This is a genomic window from Staphylococcus edaphicus (assembly GCF_002614725.1).
Classification (GTDB): Bacteria; Bacillota; Bacilli; order Staphylococcales; family Staphylococcaceae; genus Staphylococcus; species Staphylococcus edaphicus.
Genome location: NZ_MRZN01000008.1, coordinates 69,135 through 88,682, shown reverse-complemented (window position 1 = coordinate 88,682; position 19,548 = coordinate 69,135). Strand labels below are relative to the sequence as shown.

Annotated in this window: 21 protein-coding genes; 2 read left to right on the top strand and 19 right to left on the bottom strand. The window is 32.7% G+C overall.

The annotated features are described in order from the left end of the window. Nucleotides 1-187 precede the first annotated feature (187 nt). The 19 genes from BTJ66_RS06880 to BTJ66_RS06790 form a co-directional block, all read right to left on the bottom strand. Nucleotides 188-1,165, bottom strand: a complete 978-nt coding sequence (locus BTJ66_RS06880; protein ID WP_099090232.1) for an aromatic acid exporter family protein — start codon at nucleotides 1,163-1,165, stop codon at nucleotides 188-190. Between the two features lie 11 nt (nucleotides 1,166-1,176). After that, nucleotides 1,177-1,614, bottom strand: a complete 438-nt coding sequence (brxB, locus tag BTJ66_RS06875; RefSeq protein WP_099090231.1) for a bacilliredoxin BrxB — start codon at nucleotides 1,612-1,614, stop codon at nucleotides 1,177-1,179. A gap of 305 nt (nucleotides 1,615-1,919) precedes the next feature. After that, on the bottom strand, nucleotides 1,920-3,206 hold the full coding sequence (locus BTJ66_RS06870; RefSeq protein ID WP_099090230.1) for a dihydrolipoamide acetyltransferase family protein: 1,287 nt from the start codon (nucleotides 3,204-3,206) through the stop codon (nucleotides 1,920-1,922). Nucleotides 3,207-3,218: 12 nt separating this feature from the next. Then, on the bottom strand, nucleotides 3,219-4,202 hold the full coding sequence (locus tag BTJ66_RS06865) for an alpha-ketoacid dehydrogenase subunit beta (RefSeq protein ID WP_099090229.1): 984 nt from the start codon (nucleotides 4,200-4,202) through the stop codon (nucleotides 3,219-3,221). Further along, the gene (locus BTJ66_RS06860) at nucleotides 4,195-5,193 is read right to left on the bottom strand and encodes a thiamine pyrophosphate-dependent dehydrogenase E1 component subunit alpha (protein ID WP_099090228.1); all 999 of its coding nucleotides are present in this window, start codon (nucleotides 5,191-5,193) and stop codon (nucleotides 4,195-4,197) included. Before BTJ66_RS06860 ends, BTJ66_RS06865 begins: the two co-directional genes overlap by 8 nt. Nucleotides 5,194-5,209: 16 nt before the next feature. Further along, nucleotides 5,210-6,631 (bottom strand): dihydrolipoyl dehydrogenase, encoded by a 1,422-nt coding sequence (gene lpdA, locus BTJ66_RS06855; RefSeq protein ID WP_099090227.1) that lies wholly within the window; start codon nucleotides 6,629-6,631, stop codon nucleotides 5,210-5,212. 10 nt (nucleotides 6,632-6,641) lie between these two features. Further along, complete coding sequence (gene buk / locus BTJ66_RS06850) at nucleotides 6,642-7,703, bottom strand: butyrate kinase (RefSeq protein ID WP_099090226.1); 1,062 nt, start codon at nucleotides 7,701-7,703, stop codon at nucleotides 6,642-6,644. A 240-nt stretch (nucleotides 7,704-7,943) separates the two neighbouring features. Next, entirely contained in the window at nucleotides 7,944-8,840 is an 897-nt protein-coding gene (locus BTJ66_RS06845) for a phosphate acyltransferase (protein ID WP_099090225.1), read from the bottom strand. Between the two features lie 40 nt (nucleotides 8,841-8,880). After that, complete coding sequence (recN, locus tag BTJ66_RS06840) at nucleotides 8,881-10,563, bottom strand: DNA repair protein RecN (protein ID WP_099090224.1); 1,683 nt, start codon at nucleotides 10,561-10,563, stop codon at nucleotides 8,881-8,883. Between the two features lie 20 nt (nucleotides 10,564-10,583). Then, nucleotides 10,584-11,036, bottom strand: coding sequence for a transcriptional regulator AhrC/ArgR (gene ahrC / locus BTJ66_RS06835; RefSeq protein WP_099090223.1), 453 nt, complete (start codon nucleotides 11,034-11,036; stop codon nucleotides 10,584-10,586). Nucleotides 11,037-11,315: 279 nt separating this feature from the next. After that, nucleotides 11,316-12,203 (bottom strand): polyprenyl synthetase family protein, encoded by an 888-nt coding sequence (locus BTJ66_RS06830; protein ID WP_099090222.1) that lies wholly within the window; start codon nucleotides 12,201-12,203, stop codon nucleotides 11,316-11,318. Further along, nucleotides 12,193-12,438 (bottom strand): exodeoxyribonuclease VII small subunit, encoded by a 246-nt coding sequence (locus BTJ66_RS06825; RefSeq protein ID WP_099090221.1) that lies wholly within the window; start codon nucleotides 12,436-12,438, stop codon nucleotides 12,193-12,195. Before BTJ66_RS06825 ends, BTJ66_RS06830 begins: the two co-directional genes overlap by 11 nt. After that, nucleotides 12,431-13,768 carry an exodeoxyribonuclease VII large subunit gene (gene xseA, locus BTJ66_RS06820; RefSeq protein ID WP_099090220.1) on the bottom strand — a complete coding sequence of 446 codons (1,338 nt, stop codon included), beginning with the start codon at nucleotides 13,766-13,768 and terminating at the stop codon, nucleotides 12,431-12,433. The genes BTJ66_RS06825 and xseA overlap by 8 nt, the downstream gene beginning before the upstream one ends. Before the next feature lie 14 nt (nucleotides 13,769-13,782). Continuing rightward, nucleotides 13,783-14,169, bottom strand: a complete 387-nt coding sequence (gene nusB / locus BTJ66_RS06815) for a transcription antitermination factor NusB (RefSeq protein WP_099090219.1) — start codon at nucleotides 14,167-14,169, stop codon at nucleotides 13,783-13,785. A 115-nt stretch (nucleotides 14,170-14,284) separates the two neighbouring features. Continuing rightward, nucleotides 14,285-14,647 (bottom strand): Asp23/Gls24 family envelope stress response protein, encoded by a 363-nt coding sequence (locus BTJ66_RS06810; RefSeq protein WP_099090218.1) that lies wholly within the window; start codon nucleotides 14,645-14,647, stop codon nucleotides 14,285-14,287. A gap of 12 nt (nucleotides 14,648-14,659) precedes the next feature. After that, nucleotides 14,660-16,018: an acetyl-CoA carboxylase biotin carboxylase subunit gene (gene accC, locus BTJ66_RS06805; protein WP_099090217.1), complete on the bottom strand. Its 1,359-nt coding sequence runs from the start codon at nucleotides 16,016-16,018 to the stop codon at nucleotides 14,660-14,662. Beyond that, nucleotides 16,018-16,494, bottom strand: a complete 477-nt coding sequence (gene accB, locus BTJ66_RS06800) for an acetyl-CoA carboxylase biotin carboxyl carrier protein (RefSeq protein ID WP_099090216.1) — start codon at nucleotides 16,492-16,494, stop codon at nucleotides 16,018-16,020. Before accB ends, accC begins: the two co-directional genes overlap by 1 nt. Before the next feature lie 254 nt (nucleotides 16,495-16,748). Further along, nucleotides 16,749-17,306, bottom strand: coding sequence for an elongation factor P (gene efp / locus BTJ66_RS06795; protein ID WP_002483201.1), 558 nt, complete (start codon nucleotides 17,304-17,306; stop codon nucleotides 16,749-16,751). Between the two features lie 28 nt (nucleotides 17,307-17,334). Next, a complete protein-coding gene (locus BTJ66_RS06790; protein ID WP_099090215.1) occupies nucleotides 17,335-18,393 on the bottom strand; it encodes a M24 family metallopeptidase in 1,059 nt (352 codons plus the stop codon). 103 nt (nucleotides 18,394-18,496) lie between these two features. Between BTJ66_RS06790 and BTJ66_RS06785 the strand changes: the two genes are divergently transcribed. Together BTJ66_RS06785 and BTJ66_RS06780 are read left to right on the top strand one after the other, a co-directional pair. Then, nucleotides 18,497-19,084 carry a hypothetical protein gene (locus BTJ66_RS06785; RefSeq protein ID WP_099090214.1) on the top strand — a complete coding sequence of 196 codons (588 nt, stop codon included), beginning with the start codon at nucleotides 18,497-18,499 and terminating at the stop codon, nucleotides 19,082-19,084. Between the two features lie 21 nt (nucleotides 19,085-19,105). Next, entirely contained in the window at nucleotides 19,106-19,327 is a 222-nt protein-coding gene (locus BTJ66_RS06780) for an SA1362 family protein (RefSeq protein WP_099090213.1), read from the top strand. Nucleotides 19,328-19,548 lie beyond the last annotated feature (221 nt).

The following is a 19,548-nucleotide window of genomic DNA, read 5'->3' as shown; positions in this document are numbered from 1 at the left end:
AAAACAGTGTATTAGAAATTTGTTTTCTAAAAACTTTCCTGAATTCATTCTAACAAGGCAATGATAACTAGCTATGGATACTATTTAATTTGTCTAGCTAAACCTTTTGTTGTCTTTATAATCAAACTAGACCGAGACATGTGTATGTCTGGTCTAGTTTGATTATAAATATTATTTTGATGGGATATTATTGTTCGCTATGTAATCTTAACGAACCAAACTGTGATTTAACAGCCAAATACCCTTCTAATTCATATAATAATTGCAAGAGGCTTGCACGCGTTCTAAACGATGCATGTGTCGTTGGTAGATCTAATTCATTCAATTCTAATCTTATTTCATATAAAGAGTGTAGTCTTAATGCGGTATAGTCATTACTATTTACATTTTTTGCTACTTCAGCAAATAAATTTGAAATCTTAGTTAACAAGTAATCTTTTGTTTCAATATTTTCAATTATAATCGCCATTCGTCTCAATAATTCTAATTGTTCCTCTCTCATATCAAAATAATGGTAATAAGAGTTCTCATTTCTGACAAAATGATTTTTTACATCTCTAAAAGCAATAGATTTTGCCTTACGAATCGTATATTTTAAGTCTTTAAAAGAAATATTAATATCAGTATTAGGAGTTCTACATGTATTACTAAATGTTTCAAAAATTGTAGTGAATTGCTGTTCTATTTCCTGTTTATAGTGTTTTAAATTACCATCTAAACTAGGCATAATGATATTCATTAAAAATGCTATGCCTAGACCGACAACTAACAGTAAAACTTCATTTACGAATAAATGTAAGTCAATGGATTGTGCATTAAATACGTGCAATAAGATGACACAGCTTGTTACAACACCTTCTTGAACTTTAAATACAACTGTTAAGGGTATAAATAATAAAACAATGATGCCTAAAACAATCGCATGTTGTCCTAACATGCTGAAAACAATAGAGCCAAATATTAGAATCATAAGACAAGATACGAACCGAGATACAATTGCTTGCAGTGAATGTATTTTCGTATGCTTGATGCATAAAACTACTAAAATAGCGCTTGAAGCAAAATTATCAAGCCCCATTAACTTGGCAATGATAATACCAAGCGCCATGCCAACCGCTGTCTTAATTGTTCTAAATCCAATTCTATAGGGATTTAAACTTGTCATGTTTTACGCCTCTATTTTTCGACACAATATTTATCGAATAAATTTTGTAACTGTGTAATGACGTTCATTACATCATGTCCCTCTATTTGATGTCTTTCTATCATTTCAGTCACTTTGCCATCTTTGATTAATGCGAATGAAGGGCTTGATGGTGCATAGCCTTCAAAATAATCTCTTGCTTGTTGTGTTGCTTCCTTATCTTGGCCAGCAAATACAGTTACCAAACGATCAGGTAACTTATCGTAATGTAAGGCATGTGTAGCTGCTGGTCTAGCGATACCACCTGCACAACCACATACGGAGTTAACCATTACTAATGTAGTGCCATCCTGTTTTAATACATTATCTACTTCATCTGCAGACGTTAATTGTTCATAACCTGCTTCTTCAATTTCATTTCTAGCTTGGTTTACAACATCTGTCATATATAAATCAAAATTTAAGTCCATATTCATTTTCACCCTTCATTTCTAGATTAATACTTTCATTCTACTAATATATACATAATACTTCAACATGTGTGTTTTCTGTTGTCTAAACTTTTTATTTTATGTGAATACTTCAAAAATAATATTATCTACTATTTAGTAATTGATAAAAGTCTGATCACTTATCGGTTTGTGAGTTAATCTGAATTTTCTCTACTAGGTCTTATTGGCAAAAAAAAGCTCTAAAAAAGAGAATAATTGTACGATACCACCCTTATAATGAGATGTCGTACAATTATTCTCTAATTTATTGATTGTTTATCATACTAATAAATACTTGTATGCTCTATAGAATATTGTTCAATGCGTGTTTTAACAAAATTCATAAATCTGCCTGCTTGTAACCCATCTAAAATACGATGATCAATTGAAATACATAAATTAACCATATTACGAATTGCAATCATGTCATCAATAACGACAGGTTTTTTAATTACAGATTCAATTTGAAGTATAGCGGCTTGAGGGTGATTAATAATACCCATAGATGATACTGAACCAAATGTTCCAGTATTATTTACTGTAAATGTACCACCTTGCATATCTTCAGAACGTAATTTTTTATTTCTAGCTTTTTGTGCTAATTCATTTATTTCTCTAGCAATTCCTTTTATCGATTTTTCGTCAGCATTTTTAATGACAGGCACATATAATTTATCTTCATCGGCAACAGCAATAGAAATATTGACATCTTTGTGCATAACAATTTCTGAATCTTGCCAACTACTATTAAGTAATGGGTAGGCTTTTAATCCTTCAGCAACAGCTTTTACAAAGAAAGCGAAGAAAGTTAGATTATAACCTTCACTTTCTTTAAAACTTTGTTTATGATAATTACGTGTTTTAACTAAGTTGGTTGCATCTGCTTCTACCATCATCCATGCATGTGGAATTTCATTAACGCTATTAACCATATTTTGAGCAATTTGTTTACGAACACCATTAACTGGAATAGATGAGCCTGGCGATGGTTCATTATATACAGCTTGTTTAGAAACTTTTGGTGAATCTTTTGGCGAAATTATAGTCGAAGATGTTTTGCTCGTACCTTCTTTAATTGCCTTTTCAACATCTTTTTTAGTTACACGTCCTTCGAAACCAGTACCAACTACCTGTGTTAAATCGATCTCGTTTTCGGATGCAAGTTTAAACACGACTGGTGAATAACGTCCATTATTTTTAGGTTCATTATCAGAACTAGCGCTATTATGGCTTTCAACTGGTATTGTATGATTCGTGTCTTGTTCCTTAGATTCATTTGTACTGTCACTTTGGGTTTCAGCTTGAGACACGCTTTCCTCAGCGGATTCAAGTGTTTGATCATCAGCATCAAGGATACATATCACTTCATCTACAGCTACCGTTGTACCTTCTTCAACGATGATTTGACGTATAGTACCAGCGTATGATGAAGGCACTTCTGCAGTTACTTTATCCGTAATAACCTCACAAAGTGGGTCATACTCCTCTACTTTATCGCCTACTGAAACTAACCACTGTTCTATTGTGCCCTCATGCACACTTTCTCCGAGTTTAGGCATTTTTATTTCCATCATTGTGCCTCCTTAAAATTCTGCGAGTTCACGCATTTTAATTTTTATCTTATCTGGATTAATCATAAACTCATCTTCGAGTGTTGGTGCAAATGGCATTGAAGGAACATCGGGTCCAGCAAGTCTCATAATTGGTGCGTCTAAATCAAACAGACAATTTTCAGCAATAATTGCAGCAACTTCAGATATGATACTACCTTCTAGGTTATCTTCAGTGACCAATAAAACCTTACCTGTTAATTTAGCTCTCTCAATAATCGTTTCTTTATCTAATGGGTAGACTGTGCGTAAATCAACCACTTCAACATTTATATCATCTTCAGCAAGCATATCAGCTGCTTGAATACAGTAATTGACACAAAGACCGTAAGTAAATACAGTTATATCATCACCTTCACGCTTAACATCTGCTTTACCAATTGGCACAGTGTAATACGATTCAGGTACTTCGTCTTTAAGTAAGCGATATGCTTTTTTATGTTCAAAATACAATACGGGGTCATTGGATTCTATTGATGAAAGTAATAGGCCTTTAGCATCATATGGTGTAGAAGGAATAACTATTGTTAGCCCCGGTGTAGAAGCAAAAATGGATTCAACACTTTGTGAATGATAAAGAGCACCGTGTATGCCTCCACCAAATGGAGAACGAATAGTAATAGGACAATGCCAATCATTATTAGAGCGGTATCTCATTTTTGCTGCTTCACTCATAATTTGATTCGTTGCTGGTAAAATATATTCAGCAAATTGAATTTCTGCAACTGGCCGTTTACCTAACATAGCAGCACCAATACTAGTGCCTACAATATTTGATTCTGCCAGTGGTGTATCTAATACTCTTGCTTCTCCATATTTTTGTTGTAAACCTAACGTGACACCAAACACGCCACCTTTTTTTCCTACATCTTCACCAAGTACGAAAACGTCGTCATTCTTTGCCATGGCTTGGTCTAGTCCTTGTTGAATTGCTTCTAAATAGCTTAATTTAGGCATTGCTTGAGCTCCCTTCTTCGTAAACATACGTGTAAGTTTCTTCTGGTGATGGATAAGGTGCTTTTTCAGCCTCTTTAGTGGCTTGGTTTACGATTTCCTTGTGTTCATTTTCAATTACTTCTAACCATTGTTCATCAATTATTCCTTCATCAAGTAGAAACGATTTGAATTTTAGGTTACAATCTAATGATTTTAATCCATCGCGCTCTTCTTGTGTACGGTACTTGTCATCATCATCTGAAGAGTGTGCAGTCATTCTTGTACACATCGCTTCGATTAATGTCGAGCCCTCACCATTCAATGCTCGTTCTCGTGCTTCTTTCATTACTTTATACATTGCTATCGGATCATTACCATCGACATGCTCACCATGCATACCATAACCAATTGCACGATCAGATAATTTTTCTGCACCATATTGTAGCGTATCGGGTACTGAAATTGCATACTTGTTGTTTTCAATCACGCATATAAACGGAAGGTTGTGAACACCAGCAAAATTGAGGCCCTCATGAAAATCACCTTGGTTTGAACTACCTTCTCCCACAGTTGCCATAGCAATATTAGGCTTATTATCCATCTTTAATGCCAATGCAGCACCTACAGCGTGTACTATTTGTGTTCCTACAGGCGAACTTTGCGATAATATACCTTTTTCTCTTTTTCCAAAATGAGAAGGCATTTGTTTCCCGCCGGAATTTATATCATCACGTTTACCGAATGCAGCTAGCATTGAATCTAATGCTGTCATGCCCATATAAGTTACGAACGCTAAATCTCTATAATAAGGTGAAGAGATGTCTCCTTCACGCATAGCATATGCCATACCTATTTGTGTCGCCTCTTGCCCCTGGCAGCTTATGACAAATGGAATTTTCCCAGCGCGGTTTAAAAGCCACATACGCTCATCTATTTTACGACCTAAGTCCATCCATTTATACATGGTTTGTAAGTCAGACGCTTCGAGTCCAACTGATTTATAATCAAACATCTTATTTCCTCCTTATTTAAACATGAATCGATCTGTTTTCAACTTTTAAGCCTAACTCCATTAACACTTCGGACAGCGACGGATGTGCATGAGTAGTTAATCCAAGTTCTAGAGTGGAGCCATTCATAAATTGCATTAATGATACTTCATTAATTAATTCTGTTACATGTGGTCCAATCATATTAAGACCAAGTACAGTATCATTATCCTGATTGATTACGATTTCGCAAAAGCCATTTTGATTTGTAACATTTTCTATAACAGCTTTGCCGATTGCTTTAAACGGAACTTTAAAGGCTTTTGCATTAACGTTATTAGATTTTGCTTGTTCTAAATTTTGCCCAATACTAGCTATTTCAGGTTGCGTATAAACACATTTTGGCATTTTATCATAATTCAATGGTAAAGGTGCTTCATCAAACATGTGTTCAATAGCAGTAGTGCCCTCTTTTGAACCAACGTGTGCGAGTTGTAATTTGCCGATACAATCGCCTGCAGCATATATATGTTTGTCTTCTGTTTGTTGAAATTCATTTACAATTATATGATTAGCAGCTGATAATTGTATTTTCGTATTATTTAAACCAATATCATCCGTATTTGGCTTTCTACCAATTGCGACTAAGCATTTTTCAAAATGAGTCGTTTCATCATTCAATAAAATATTGATACCAGAGTCATCAATTGAAATTTGTGATTCCGATAGTTGTGTATTTTCATGAAATTTCACACCACGTTGTGTTAAATCATTTTTTAATGTATTTGCGATAGATTTACTTTCAGTCGGTAAGATGCGTTCACCTGCTTCGATGACCGTTACTTTAACCCCAAAATCTGTCAGTAAAGATGCAAATTCTAAACCTATGACTCCTCCACCAATGATAACAAGTGATTTTGGTAACATTTCTAATTTTAAGATGTCGTCACTAGAAAGAACAATATCATGATCAAATGGTAAAAAAGGTAAAGGCATTGGTTGTGATCCAGTTGCAATAAGAACATTATTATTTGGTATAAGTTCGGATTCGCCATTTTCAAATTCCACAGATATTGTACCGCTTTGTGGAGAAAATATAGAAGGTCCTAAAATACGCCCAGTTCCATTAAAGACATCAATTTTATTATGTTCCATTAATTGAGTGACACCGTTAAACATTTGTTTTACGATATCGTTTTTTCTTGATTTTATGCGTGAATAATTAAGCTTAAAGTCTTCTACATCAACACCATAGTCAGTAGCGTTTGAAATTGTCCGCATAACTTCTGCCGATTTTAATAAAGCTTTTGTCGGTATACACCCTTTATGTAAACAAGTACCACCTAAGAGAGATTGTTCTACGAGTGCAACTTTTTTACCTAATTGTGAGGCTCTGATTGCAGATACATAACCTGCAGTACCTCCACCAAGTATTACTAAATCATATTTTTCTTCTGACATTTTTTTGCTCCTAACTATAAGCTTTAACCTTTTCGTCTCCAGTTAATACTGCTAAGGTTCTGCTAGCCATTGCTTCCATTTCTTGTTCACCGGGATATACAGATACTGGTGCAAGCCATGAAACAAAGCCTTTAATATTTTCTACAAGTTGTGTATTATAACTTAATCCACCAGTTAAAATAATTTGATCAATTTTGCCTTGAAAAACAATTGACCTTTCACCAATTGCTTTTGCAATCTGATATGCTAATGCGTCAAAAGCAAATTGAACATCGGGATTCGTATGATACTCACTTGATAATTGTGACAAATCATTTGTTTTGAACATACTAATGAAACCACCTTCTTTACTCAAAAAGTGATTCATTTCTGTTGGTGTGAAATTGTGTTGATAACCGTAATTGTATAATTGATCATTTGGAATGGATCCTGTACGCTCAGGACTAAACGGGCCTTCACCAAGTAATCCATCGTTGACATCCACTACATTTCCATTTTTATGTGCCCCAACTGTTATGCCACCACCCAGATGTGCAACAATGACATTTATGTCAGCGTAGGTTTTTTCTACAGACATTGCATAATGTCTTGCAACTGCTTTTTGATTTAATGCGTGAAAAACACTACGCCTTTCTATACCTTTAATCCCTGTTACTTTTGCTATTGGCATTAATTCGTCGACAACTACTGGATCCACGGTGAAAACGGGTATATTCAAAAAAGAACCCAATTCATAACCTATAATACCACTCAAATTCGATGCATGTATACCATATTTAAAAACTTTGAGCTCATTGTACATTGCTTTATCAATGCGATATACGCCACCGGAAATTGGTTTTACAATACCACCTCTACAAGCAATAGCATGAAACTGACTAAAATCCATACCAACAGTCTGTTCAATGAAATATTTTATTAGTTTCATACGTGGTTCTTTTTGATCAATTAATTTTAAAGACGTTAATTGTATGTTATGTCTTATTGTCTTATTTTGTATACACGTTGTATTTTCGTATATCGCAATTTTAGAAGAAGTACTGCCCAAGTTCAATATCAAAATTCGCGCCATATTTGCACCTTCTTTATTAACATAACCATCATTTATTGGTTATTAAACGTGAGGTACATTGGAAAAGTTAAAGATGAAAAACTGTGGCAATGCAATCTTAGCTTTTAAATCAATATCCTATAAAGTTTGGCTATATTAATCATTTTATAATATCCATATTTATTTTACATCAATTAAGGTCTTTATAAAATTAATAACCTATCCCTAAATAAGAATAATACATTTAGTTGTAAGATTATTTTAGTTTAATACTTTAAGTGCCAGTAATAATGAATCTAGTTTATTCTGTTTTGAATCAGTGCGTGAGGTTAATACAATTGGGAAATTGGCGCCTAACACTAAACTTGATACCCTTGCGCCACCAAAATACGTAAATGATTTATATAAGGCGTTACCAACATCAATATGTGAGACTAATAATGCATCTACATCGCCTGCGACTGATGAAGTAATATGCTTCTTAATTACACTTTCCATATTAACCGCATTGTCAAAAGCAAATGGTCCGTCAACAACTAAAAAATTTGACTCAGCACGATGAAAGATTTGTTTCAATTTTTCTGAATCTATGGAAGATTGTATCTTTTTAACAGCCTTTTCGACAGAAGATAGTAAACCTACTTTAAATTGCTCATACCCAAGTGATTTAGCAAAGTTTGATAAATTGATAATGATTTGCTCTTTTTCTTTGACAGTCGGATTAATATTAAATGCAACATCACTCAGCATTAGTGTTTTGTGATAGTTAGGTATATCGAAACATGCAACATGATTTAAAAATCCGTGGTTATCTATGAAATGTTTATGACTCAATACAAACGATAATAAGGTTGAAGACATCATATTGCCCTTCATTAATAAGCTTACTTTACCTGTAGTTAAATCATCTGCACATTTCTGGAATAATTCATTTTTAGTGCTAAAACTAAGAATATGAATTCGATTTAATAGTTGTACTTCTATATCAAATGAGCGGATAATTTCAGTCAGGTCTTGTGTATCATATAAATAAACTTCTATATCACTTATAGATAATGCTTCGATGACTACAGACAACATTTTCTCATCATTAGCAAATAAAATAGCGACATTACCCTTTAAGGATTGAGTTGGCGTAATTAAATGTTGATATTGCACGAAAATCAACACCTTTCTCAGTTTATAAAATACGAGTTAGTTATTTACGTAAACGTTGGTTTTGTTCTATCATTTCTTTTGCATTCTGGCGTGTGAGTTCAGTAACACTTGCCCCCGAAATCATTCTCGCAATTTCTGTTACACGTTCTTCACCTGATAAAGCTTGGACATGCGTTGTTGTGCGATCTTCTGACGTATTTTTACTAATAAATAGATGATGGTCACTCATCGTAGCTACTTGTGGTAAATGAGAGATACAGATAACTTGAATATAAGTAGCTAAATCTTTCATTTTTTCGGCCATTTTTTGTGCAGCTTGACCAGAAACACCTGAATCAACTTCATCAAATAATATTGCTGTTTGTCCTCTAGTTTTCACAAAAATTGATTTAAGTGCTAACATAATTCTAGATAATTCTCCGCCAGATGCAATTTTATTTAAACTTTTAAGTGGCTCTCCCTTATTTGGACTTATTAAAAATTCTACAAATTCTACACCTTCACGATTTGGTGTGTCTAAAGGTTTAAATGAAATTTCTAAATTAGCATCTTTCATTTGTAAATTTTGAATCTCTTCAACAATATGAGCTCTAAGTGTTTGTGCAACATCACGTCGTTCTTTAGATAATTGTTTACCTAAATGAATTACTTCATCATATAATGATTCGATTTCTTGTCGTAATTGAGAGGTGCTTTCCTCGTAATTTTCAATTTTATCAATTTCACTGGCTAATTTACTTTGATAAATCATAAGTTCGTTAACATCTTTACCATATTTTCTTTTCAGGTCATTAAGTACATTCATTCTAGACTCAAGTTCGTTTAAATATTGTTCATCAAATTCTGTGTTTGTTAATTCATCGTATAGCTGATGCTTAGCATCTTCTAAAGTATAATAAAACTGGTCTACCTCTTCTTTTAAACTGTCATATTTTTCAGGTAGAATTTGATTAATTGCTTGTAGTTGATTACTTAATTCATATAGCCGGTCGGTAATCGCATGTTCATCAGTTAAGGTAAGGTGTGCATTATTTAAAGCAAGACTTAAATTTTCAGAGTTTTGTATGCGTTTAATATCTGTTTCAAGCTGCTTAACTTCACCTTCTACTAAATGAGCTTCTTGTAATTCTTCATATTGGAACTTCAACAAATCTAACCTTTGCAACAAGGCTTGATCGGCAGATTCTAATGCTTCTAGTTCTTTCTTCTTAGCATGATATTGATCAAATGTTGAAATATACTTATCTAATAAATCTTTATATTTATCTTCAGCGTAATTATCAAGCAGTTGTAGATGATATCTTTGTTTTAACAGTGTTTGAGTTTCGTGTTGCCCATGAATATCTAACAATTCTTGCATGATTTTACGTAAATCTTGTAATGTAACGATTTGGTTATTAACTCTACACAAGCTTTTGCCTGTACTAAAAATTTCTCTTTTTACTAAAAGAAAATCTTCATCTATATCAATATCTAATGCTTCTAGTATGGAAATGGCTTCTTTACTTTCATCTATATCAAAAATGCCTTCAATAATAGCTTTTTTCTCACCATGTCTTACATAATTTGACGAAGCTCTCATTCCAATCAATTGACCTATTGCATCAATTATAATTGATTTACCAGCACCTGTTTCACCACTGAGTACAGTTAATCCATCACCAAAATGGACTTCTAATTCATCGATAATTGCAAATTGTTTTATAGATAGCGTTTGGAGCATCTTTTTACACTTCCTTATTCTTATAATAAATTAAAGATGCGTGTTTTGATCTTTTCACTTGCAGCATCATCGCGACAGATAATTAAACAAGTATCGTCGCCACAAATTGTACCTAATACTTCTTCCCAGTCTATTTGATCTAAAATTGCACCGATAGATTGTGCGTTTCCAGGCAATGTCTTTAATACTAATAAATTATCCGTACCATCAATATTTACAAACGAATCCATTAAATAGCGACCTAATTTTTCTAGTGGGTGGTATTTCCTGTCATTAGGTAGACTATAAACATATTGACCTGCGGGAGTAGGCACCTTAATTAGTTGTAGTTCTTTAATATCTCTAGATACAGTCGCTTGAGTGACATTTAATTCATATTCATTTAATCGTTTTACCAATTCATCTTGTGTTTCAATTTTTTCATTTGAAATGATTTCTCTTATTTTGATATGTCTTACTGATTTTTTAGCCATATATAGCACCTCTATAAACGAATATTTATACATTTATTTTACCATAAGCCTTATTATACTACTACCAAAGACAGTTTATAATTTATATGAATAGCACGATTGTTTCGCGTGCTTCTAGTCTATTTAGTACATAATTACATCATCAAAGTATTTAGAATTTAATTATTGTATATAGTTACATTATAATTCTGATGAATAATTATTAAATAGAATAAAAGATTTAAATAAAAAATCACACTACCATAAGGTAGCATGATTATTAAAGTTATACATTTAAATCTAAGATTCACGATGATTAAAGAGTTCAATGATATAAACTAAATTGTCTGTATGATAGTGTTTTGGCAATTGTCTTAAACATCGGTATGCTGCTTCAGTATGATATTTAAGTTTTTCTTCTGCACCTTGCTGACCTAAAAGTGACACATATGTACTTTTATCATTTTCTATATCACTGCCCACTGATTTACCAAGTTTTGCCTCATCACCATAAATATCTAATAAATCATCTTTGATTTGGAACATTAATCCCAAATGTTCACTGTATAATTCTAGGGCTTCGGCAACATGCTTTTCAGGATTAGCAATATCTACTGCTGCCATTACTGCAAATTTTAAAAGGGCACCTGTTTTTGCATTATGAATTTGCTCTAGGGTATCGATATCGACACGCGTTCCTTCACCTTCACTTTGCATGTCCAATGTTTGCCCGCCTACCATGCCTAAGTGCCCACTTGCAAATGCTAGACGTTTTATTAATTTAATTTTAGCTGCATCAGAAAGTGCTTGATCATTTACAATTATATCGAAAGCTTTTGTTAATAAAGCATCGCCTGCTAGTATTGCTTTCCACTCTCCAAACACTTTATGATTCGTTAGTTTCCCTCTACGATAATCATCATTATCCATCGGTGGTAAGTCATCATGTATGAGTGAATACGTGTGTACCATTTCTAGTCCAAGTGCTGATGAGAAACCTTTATTATAATCGTTCGTTAACATTTCTAAAGTTAGAAGTAATAAAACAGGTCGAATGCGTTTTCCCCCTGCTTCTAGTGAATAACGCATACTTTCTTCTAAATTAGTATTTAGTGTTGAACTTGGAATTGTCTCAGATAACATCTGATTAATTTCTTCAGTTAACTGGTCCATTTTTTTATTCATCATCGCTATCAACCTTCTCGAGATTGTCATTAGTATCGTTTTGATCATCAGACATTAATTCGTTAACTTTTTTCTCGGCATCTTTTAACGTTTCATCACACGTTGCAGATAATTTCATACCACGTTGGTATAAATTTAAAGACTCTTCTAATGATACGCTCTCATTGTCTAATTTTTGAACGATTGTTTCTAGTTCTTTCATCATATCTTCAAAACTTTGTGTACTATTATTACTCATCATTACACCTTACTTTCTTAACTTGTGCATCAACAACACCGTCTTTCATTGTTAACACAATGTTATCATTTTCAGCTAGGTCTTTAGTGCTCGTAATAACTTGCTCATCCTTATTTACAATGGTATAACCACGCAACATTGTATTTGTAGGACTTAAATTATTTAGATTCTCTAGTTTTCTAGCCAAATTATTTTTTTGATTATTAATAAAATTACGCATAACTTTATTTAAATCTTCGCGCTTTTGATTGATTGTTAATTGCTCTCTATTGATATTGAGTTTAAACGTTTTCAAATTAAATTTATTATATAATAATTGTAATTGCTGTTGTTGATTTTTAATTTTTAATTGCATTGATAGATTAAGTTGTTTCTCTAAGTCATCACGTTTTTGTATTTGCTGATCATAAAGCAATGAAGGCGTTTTGAATTTATAATAAGAAGCAACATGTTCTAAATATTTTCTTTGTTGTTGCATATGTTGTTTGATAAATCGAGTGAGTGACAAATTGGTTTGATGTAAATATTGGCGCAATTCGTATTGGTCTGGCGTAGCCATAACTGCTGCTTGCGTTGGCGTTGCTGCTCTAACATCTGCTACAAAGTCGCTTAGTGTAAAGTCTGTTTCGTGTCCTACTGCGGAAATAATTGGTGTCTGACAAGTATAAATGGCTTTAACAACATCCTCTTCGTTAAAATTCCATAAATCTTCGATAGAACCACCGCCACGACCGATGATAACTGTATCCACATTTAGTGCATCTGCTTGACGAATCTTATCAATAATATCATTTTTAGCTTGTTCGCCCTGTACAAGTGTATTGATTTGAATTTGTTCAGCTAGTGGATATCTACTATTAATAGTTGTATGGATATCTCGTATAGCAGCGCCCGTTCCTGCTGTTAGAACTGCAATTTTTTTAGGGAATTTAGGTATGGGTTTTTTATGATTTTGATCGAAATAACCTTCTTTAGTTAATTTCTTTTTTAGTTGCTCTAATTTTTGATAAAGGTTGCCTACACCATCAATATGCATTTTATTAACATATATTTGATAATTACCACGACGTTCATAAACAGAAACACGTGCTTCTAGTAGCACTTCGTCTCCTTCTTTAGGATCGAAATCTATTTTAGAAGCATTACCTTTAAACATCATTGCGCTTATCACGCTACTTTTATCTTTTACGTTAAAATAAAGATGACCGCTACTATGCTTTTTAAAGTTTGATAATTCACCTTTAATCAAAACAGATTGAAGATGAGGGTCTTGGTCAAATTTATATTTAATATATTTAGTTAACGAAGTAACACTTAAATATTCTGACATGTTATATCACTCTTTTATTCAATATTGCTCAATACACCATTTATAAATTTGTAGTGGTCATCATCACTGAATTGCTTAGCTAATTCAACTGCTTCATTGATAATAACCTTCTGTGGTGTTGAACTATGTAACAATTCAAACGTAGACATTCTTAAAATAATTCTATCTGATTTTAATAATCTGGCTAAAGTCCAATCTTTCAAATGGGGTTGAATCTTTTCGTCTAGTACAGATTCATGGTCTTTCACGCCAGTTACTAGCCAATTGATGAACTCGAATTCTAAATCTGGATTCTCATCCTTAATAAAGCTGATTGCTTCTTCAATTGTTAAATCGCTATTTTTCATTTCAAGTTGAAATAGAGTTTGAAAGGCTTGCGTTCTGGATTCTTTTCGACTCATTATAAACTCCTTCAAGCATTATATTATTGTAAATCACTGGCGAAAAGAGATGTTTCACAAAGATAACATGCACTTTTCGCAAAATGAATTTAAATTAAATTTGCTTTTATAAATTTTAAGTTGTTGGTTCAATATGTGTAATATGGATATTGATTTGACTTGGTTCAATTGTAGTCATTGTTGTTAAAGAATTATAAATGGCTTGTTGTATTTTTTTGGCAGCTTCTGAAATATTTATTCCATTAGATAATGCACAAAACACATCGATATAAATGCCATCTTCTTGCGTATCAACTTTGATACCACGACTTAATTGCTTTTTACTAATATGTTCTAAGCCGCTTTTTTTCAATTCTTTAAAATGACCTTGTATACCTTTTATTTCTGAAGTGGCTATACTTGCAATTACAGTTAATACCTCAGGTGCAATTTCTATTTTGCCTAATTTGGAATGTGAGGTTTCTGATACTTTAACCATGTCACATACCTCCTATTTAGATTGATCATCCATAATATTATAAGTTTCTAAAAACTTAGTATTAAATTCTCCGCTTCTGAAAATGTCATTATTTAACAGACGAATATGGAAAGGTATTGTTGTGTCAATACCTAAAACAAGATACTCACCAAGTGCTCGTAAACCAGTCATTATTGCTTCTTCTCTTGTTGGTTCATGTACTATAAGTTTCGCTACCATAGAATCGTAATATGGTGGGATAGTATAATTAGTATAACATGCCGATTCTATTCTTACTCCGAAACCGCCTGGTGCTAAATATTGAGTGATTTGTCCTGGTGAAGGCATAAAGTTTTTGAAGGGATTCTCAGCATTTATTCTGAATTCCATTGCATGTCCATCAATTTTAATATCTTGTTGTTTGAATGGTAATTGTTCACCCATCGCAATTTTCAATTGTAATTTAACTAAGTCAACACCTGTAACCATTTCAGTAACTGGATGTTCAACTTGAATCCTAGTATTCATTTCCATAAAGTAGAACGCATTAGAATCTAAATCATAGATAAATTCTATTGTTCCAGCGTTTTCATAATTAACGGCTTTTGCAGCTCTAACAGCTGCATTTCCCATTTCTTGACGCTTTTCTTCAGTAAGTATTGGTGAAGGAGCTTCTTCAACTAATTTTTGCATCCTTCTCTGAATTGTACAGTCGCGCTCGCCTAAATGAACAACATTACCAAAGCGATCGCCCATGACTTGTATTTCAATATGGCGGAAATTTTCAATGAATTTTTCCAAGTATAATCCACCATTACCAAATGCAGTTTCAGCCTCTTGTTGCGTCATTTTAAAACCTGTTTCTAATTCTTTTTCATCACGAGCAACTCTGATACCTTTGCCGCCTCCACCAGCAGTTGCTTTAATAATTACAGGGTAACCAATTTTTTTAGCAATCTTTTTTGCATCATTAATATCTTGGACTAGACCTTCACTACCTGGTACTACAGGAACTTCTGCACGTTTCATTTCTTCCTTAGCGACATCTTTAATTCCCATTTTTTGTATTGATTCATAACTTGGTCCAATAAATTTTAATTGGCAAGCTTCACATAATTCTGCAAAATCTCCATTTTCTGCTAAGAAGCCATACCCTGGATGAACACCATCACAACCTGTAGAAGTTGCTATCGATAAAATATTTGGGATGTTTAAATAAGAATCTTTAGATTGAGTTGGGCCAACGCAATATGCTTCATCAGCAATTTGAGTATGTAATGCGTCTTTATCTCCTTCAGAGTATATTGCCACTGTTTGCAATCCAAGGTCATGACAAGCACGAATGATTCTTACCGCAATTTCCCCTCTATTAGCTATTAAAATTTTATTCATTATTTCACCTTAAATAACGGTTGGCCATACTCTACCATTTGACCGTCTTCTACTAAAATTTCTGCAATTTCTCCAGATACTTCGGCTTGAATTTCATTGAATAGTTTCATTGCTTCTAATATGCAAACTGTTGATTCATTTGTAACAGAATCACCAACTTGTACATATGCACTTTCTTCAGGTGATGGGGATTTATAAAATGTACCAACCATGGGTGCATTAATTGTTTGTAAGTTATCGTCAGCAGTACTTGCATTTCCAGTAGTTTCTTCACTGCCACCTGTTATAGGCGCTGAAGCTACACCTTGTTGTGGTGTTAATTGTTGCATTGGTTGTTGAGAAATTTGTGGAGTAATGATTTCAGTTTCTTTCTCTTTTTTTAAATTAACGACATTACCTTTGTCTTCTATATTAATTTCAGTCAAACTTGATTGATCAAGAATTTCGATTAATTCTTTAATTTCTTTAAAATTCATAAATACTGACTCCTTCAGATTGTTTTCATTTACCTAGTTTATTTTACTTTAGTGATATGCTCAATTCAAGCATATACATACTTTCTATAATAAACTGATTAACTTTTATCGTGTTCTATGTACTTATATGCTAAGACAAATGCTTTTTATTTATGAATATTTTGTTTGATTTAATAATATTCTAAAGTATTAAAAAATAAAAACCTTTCCAAAGCACGGCTAATTGGAAAGGTTTTATAAAAAAATTAATGCAATTATGCTCTTGAAATGTAGCTACCGTCACCAGTATTTATCACTAATACGTCACCTTCATTAACAAATAAAGGCACGTTCAATGTATAACCCGTTTCTACAGTAGCAGATTTAGTTGCACCGTTAGCAGTATCACCTTTAATACCAGGTTCAGTTTCAGTAACAGTAAGTTCAACTGTTTTAGGTAATTCAACACCTAATGTTTCATTTTCATAAGATTGGATTTGAACTTCCATGTTAGCTTTTAAGAAATTAAGTTCATATTCTAAATAATCAGCTGGTAATTCTGTTTGTTCAAATGTTTGATTGTCCATGAAAACATGCGTATCGCCATCAGCATATAAATACTGCATGCGACGATTTTCAATCAAAGCGGTTTCTACTTTCTCGCCACCTCTGAATGTTTTCTCTTGAATTGCCCCAGTTCTTAAATTACGTAATTTAGAACGTACAAAGGCTGATCCTTTTCCTGGTTTGACATGTTGGAAATCTAATACTTTCCAAATGCCATTATCTACTGATATTGTTAAGCCTGTTTTAAAATCATTAACCGAAATCATTCAGTTTCCTCCTCGATTGTAAGGTCTTCTATAAAATAATAAGGTTTTTAGTGCATTTAGTAAAGCGTTCACAGCCATTTTCTTTAATTAAAATGTCATCTTCTATACGAACGCCGCCTAAGCCATCTAAATATATGCCGGGTTCTATTGTAACACAATGATTAACATCCAATTCAGTATCAGATTTCCTTGACAGATTAGGACCTTCATGAACATCTAATCCTATACCGTGACCTAGTGAATGACCAAATGCTTCTCCATAACCTTTTTCTGTAATATAATCTCTTGCTATGGCATCTAATGCTTTACCTGTAATTCCTTTTTTCGCAGCCTCGATGCCTTTTAAATTAGCCTCTAGAACAATATTATATATTTCTTTAAGTTTCGGATCTGGTTCTCCGATAGCAAATGTACGTGTGATATCAGAAGTATAGCCTTGGTAATAAGCACCAAAGTCTAATGTAATGAGTTCACCTTTATTAATAACTTTATCACTAGCTACGCCATGTGGTAACGCCCCTCTTACGCCAGAGGCCACGATAGTATCGAAGGATGGACCTTCTGCTCCTAATTCTAACATTTTACTTTCTAATTTAGCTTTTAATTGTTGCTCTGTCATACCCGCTTTAGCAACTGTTAAAATATATTCAAAGGTTTCATCAACAATTTCTGAAGCTTTTTGTATTAGCTTGATTTCTGCTTGGTCTTTTACTTCACGTATTTTCTCGATTACTCCAGTGATACTAATTAGACTGATGTATGCTTTACTTAATTGTAAATATGTATCATAGCTAACGAGATTCCCTTCAAAACCTACATTTTGTACATTTAATTTTTCAAGTTGATGCTTCACTTCTTCAATTAACGAGCCTTGCTGCTTTATAATTTTAAAATCAGGTGCTTGCGCAGTTGCTTGTTCTATGTATCTAAAATCAGTTATTAATAAATTTTGATCTTTAGTAATGATTAACGCACCGCTTGTACCTGTAAACCCTGATAAATATCTTCTATTAAAATCTGATAATATGACTGCGCCTTCTAAATGTTTCAATTCTAAGGCAGAATTTAATTTTTCAATTCTTGTCATTTGTCTTCCTCCCATTCAATAAATTTGTACATTTTCCATTTATACATTAAAATGATAGCATAATTATTATATAAATTTATAGTTTTTGAATTAGGAGAGAATTATGAAGAAAAAAATTGTAGCTATTTTAGGTGCTTCATGTTTATTAGTAGGATGTGGAAGTCAGAATTTAGGTCCGTTAGAAGAAAAAACAATAAAATTACGCGACGAAAATCATAAGTTGAAAAGTAATATTCAGGAATTAAAACAAGACATCAGCAAGGAAAAAAATAATATCACTGCACTAGAAAAAGATAAAAAAAACATAGGCACAGCTAAAAGTAATAAAAAGAGAGTTACAAACTTAAAAGCCTCTTCTACATATTACCAAGATATTGCTAAATCAATAGAACATTATGATGAAATTGAAAGTGATATTACGAAAAATAAAGGCGATAAAAAAGTTCAAGAAAAACTAAATGATATTACTAATAAAATAGACACCGCCTATACTACTTACAAAAATGATCTTAATAAAGAAAAGATGAGTAGCGAAGACAAATCTAAAAATAAAAATATCACTCAACTTAATAAAAAGTTGAGTGATGCGATGAGTAATATTAGTGAAGGTTATAATGATAAAGATAAGAAAAAAATAAAAAAAGGACAAAATGATTTATCAACTATAAGTATTAATAATAATAAAAGTTAGAATGATATAGGAGTGTTTTAAGTGAAACAAGCAATATTTTATATTGTCATTGCTGTTGCAGTTGTCGGATTGGTTCTTAATTTAGATGCTTTTATTTTTAGTTTCGTAAGAATGGCAATTAGCTTAGCAATATTTGCGGGAATTATTTATGTGATATATTATTTCTTCTTCCTTACTGAAGATCAACGTAAATACAAACGTGCACAACGTAAATACAACAGACAAAAAAGAAAGAACAAATAGAAACAAACATGGATAGAACTACGATTATCAATGATAAGTTAAGCTCCCTTCGATGTAGCCATTTAGAAATGAAAACATTGAAGGGAGCTTTTGTATTTTAAAAAATGATTAGACATGTATTAAGTTAATTGATTTTTGAGAAATATGAAAAAGGATTGTGTAACAAATATATTCATATAGACATTAATGTCCAGAAATAGAAATGTTTTATTTCCTAATGC

Bases quoted from the DNA above. Each gene is read 5' to 3' on its own strand.
- ahrC (WP_099090223.1), bottom strand. From the start codon at position 11,036: ATGGCTAAAAAATCAGTAAGACATATCAAAATAAGAGAAATCATTTCA.
- accC (WP_099090217.1), bottom strand. From the start codon at position 16,018: ATGAATAAAATTTTAATAGCTAATAGAGGGGAAATTGCGGTAAGAATC.
- brxB (WP_099090231.1), bottom strand. From the start codon at position 1,614: ATGGACTTAAATTTTGATTTATATATGACAGATGTTGTAAACCAAGCT.
- nusB (WP_099090219.1), bottom strand. From the start codon at position 14,169: ATGAGTCGAAAAGAATCCAGAACGCAAGCCTTTCAAACTCTATTTCAA.
- BTJ66_RS06830 (WP_099090222.1), bottom strand. From the start codon at position 12,203: ATGATGAATAAAAAAATGGACCAGTTAACTGAAGAAATTAATCAGATG.
- BTJ66_RS06790 (WP_099090215.1), bottom strand. From the start codon at position 18,393: ATGACAAGAATTGAAAAATTAAATTCTGCCTTAGAATTGAAACATTTA.
- accB (WP_099090216.1), bottom strand. From the start codon at position 16,494: ATGAATTTTAAAGAAATTAAAGAATTAATCGAAATTCTTGATCAATCA.
- BTJ66_RS06880 (WP_099090232.1), bottom strand. From the start codon at position 1,165: ATGACAAGTTTAAATCCCTATAGAATTGGATTTAGAACAATTAAGACA.
- xseA (WP_099090220.1), bottom strand. From the start codon at position 13,768: ATGTCAGAATATTTAAGTGTTACTTCGTTAACTAAATATATTAAATAT.
- recN (WP_099090224.1), bottom strand. From the start codon at position 10,563: ATGCTCCAAACGCTATCTATAAAACAATTTGCAATTATCGATGAATTA.
- BTJ66_RS06860 (WP_099090228.1), bottom strand. From the start codon at position 5,193: ATGTTTGATTATAAATCAGTTGGACTCGAAGCGTCTGACTTACAAACC.
- BTJ66_RS06865 (WP_099090229.1), bottom strand. From the start codon at position 4,202: ATGCCTAAATTAAGCTATTTAGAAGCAATTCAACAAGGACTAGACCAA.
- lpdA (WP_099090227.1), bottom strand. From the start codon at position 6,631: ATGTCAGAAGAAAAATATGATTTAGTAATACTTGGTGGAGGTACTGCA.
- BTJ66_RS06785 (WP_099090214.1), top strand. From the start codon at position 18,497: ATGAAGAAAAAAATTGTAGCTATTTTAGGTGCTTCATGTTTATTAGTA.
- BTJ66_RS06810 (WP_099090218.1), bottom strand. From the start codon at position 14,647: ATGGTTAAAGTATCAGAAACCTCACATTCCAAATTAGGCAAAATAGAA.
- efp (WP_002483201.1), bottom strand. From the start codon at position 17,306: ATGATTTCGGTTAATGATTTTAAAACAGGCTTAACAATATCAGTAGAT.
- BTJ66_RS06825 (WP_099090221.1), bottom strand. From the start codon at position 12,438: ATGAGTAATAATAGTACACAAAGTTTTGAAGATATGATGAAAGAACTA.
- buk (WP_099090226.1), bottom strand. From the start codon at position 7,703: ATGGCGCGAATTTTGATATTGAACTTGGGCAGTACTTCTTCTAAAATT.
- BTJ66_RS06870 (WP_099090230.1), bottom strand. From the start codon at position 3,206: ATGGAAATAAAAATGCCTAAACTCGGAGAAAGTGTGCATGAGGGCACA.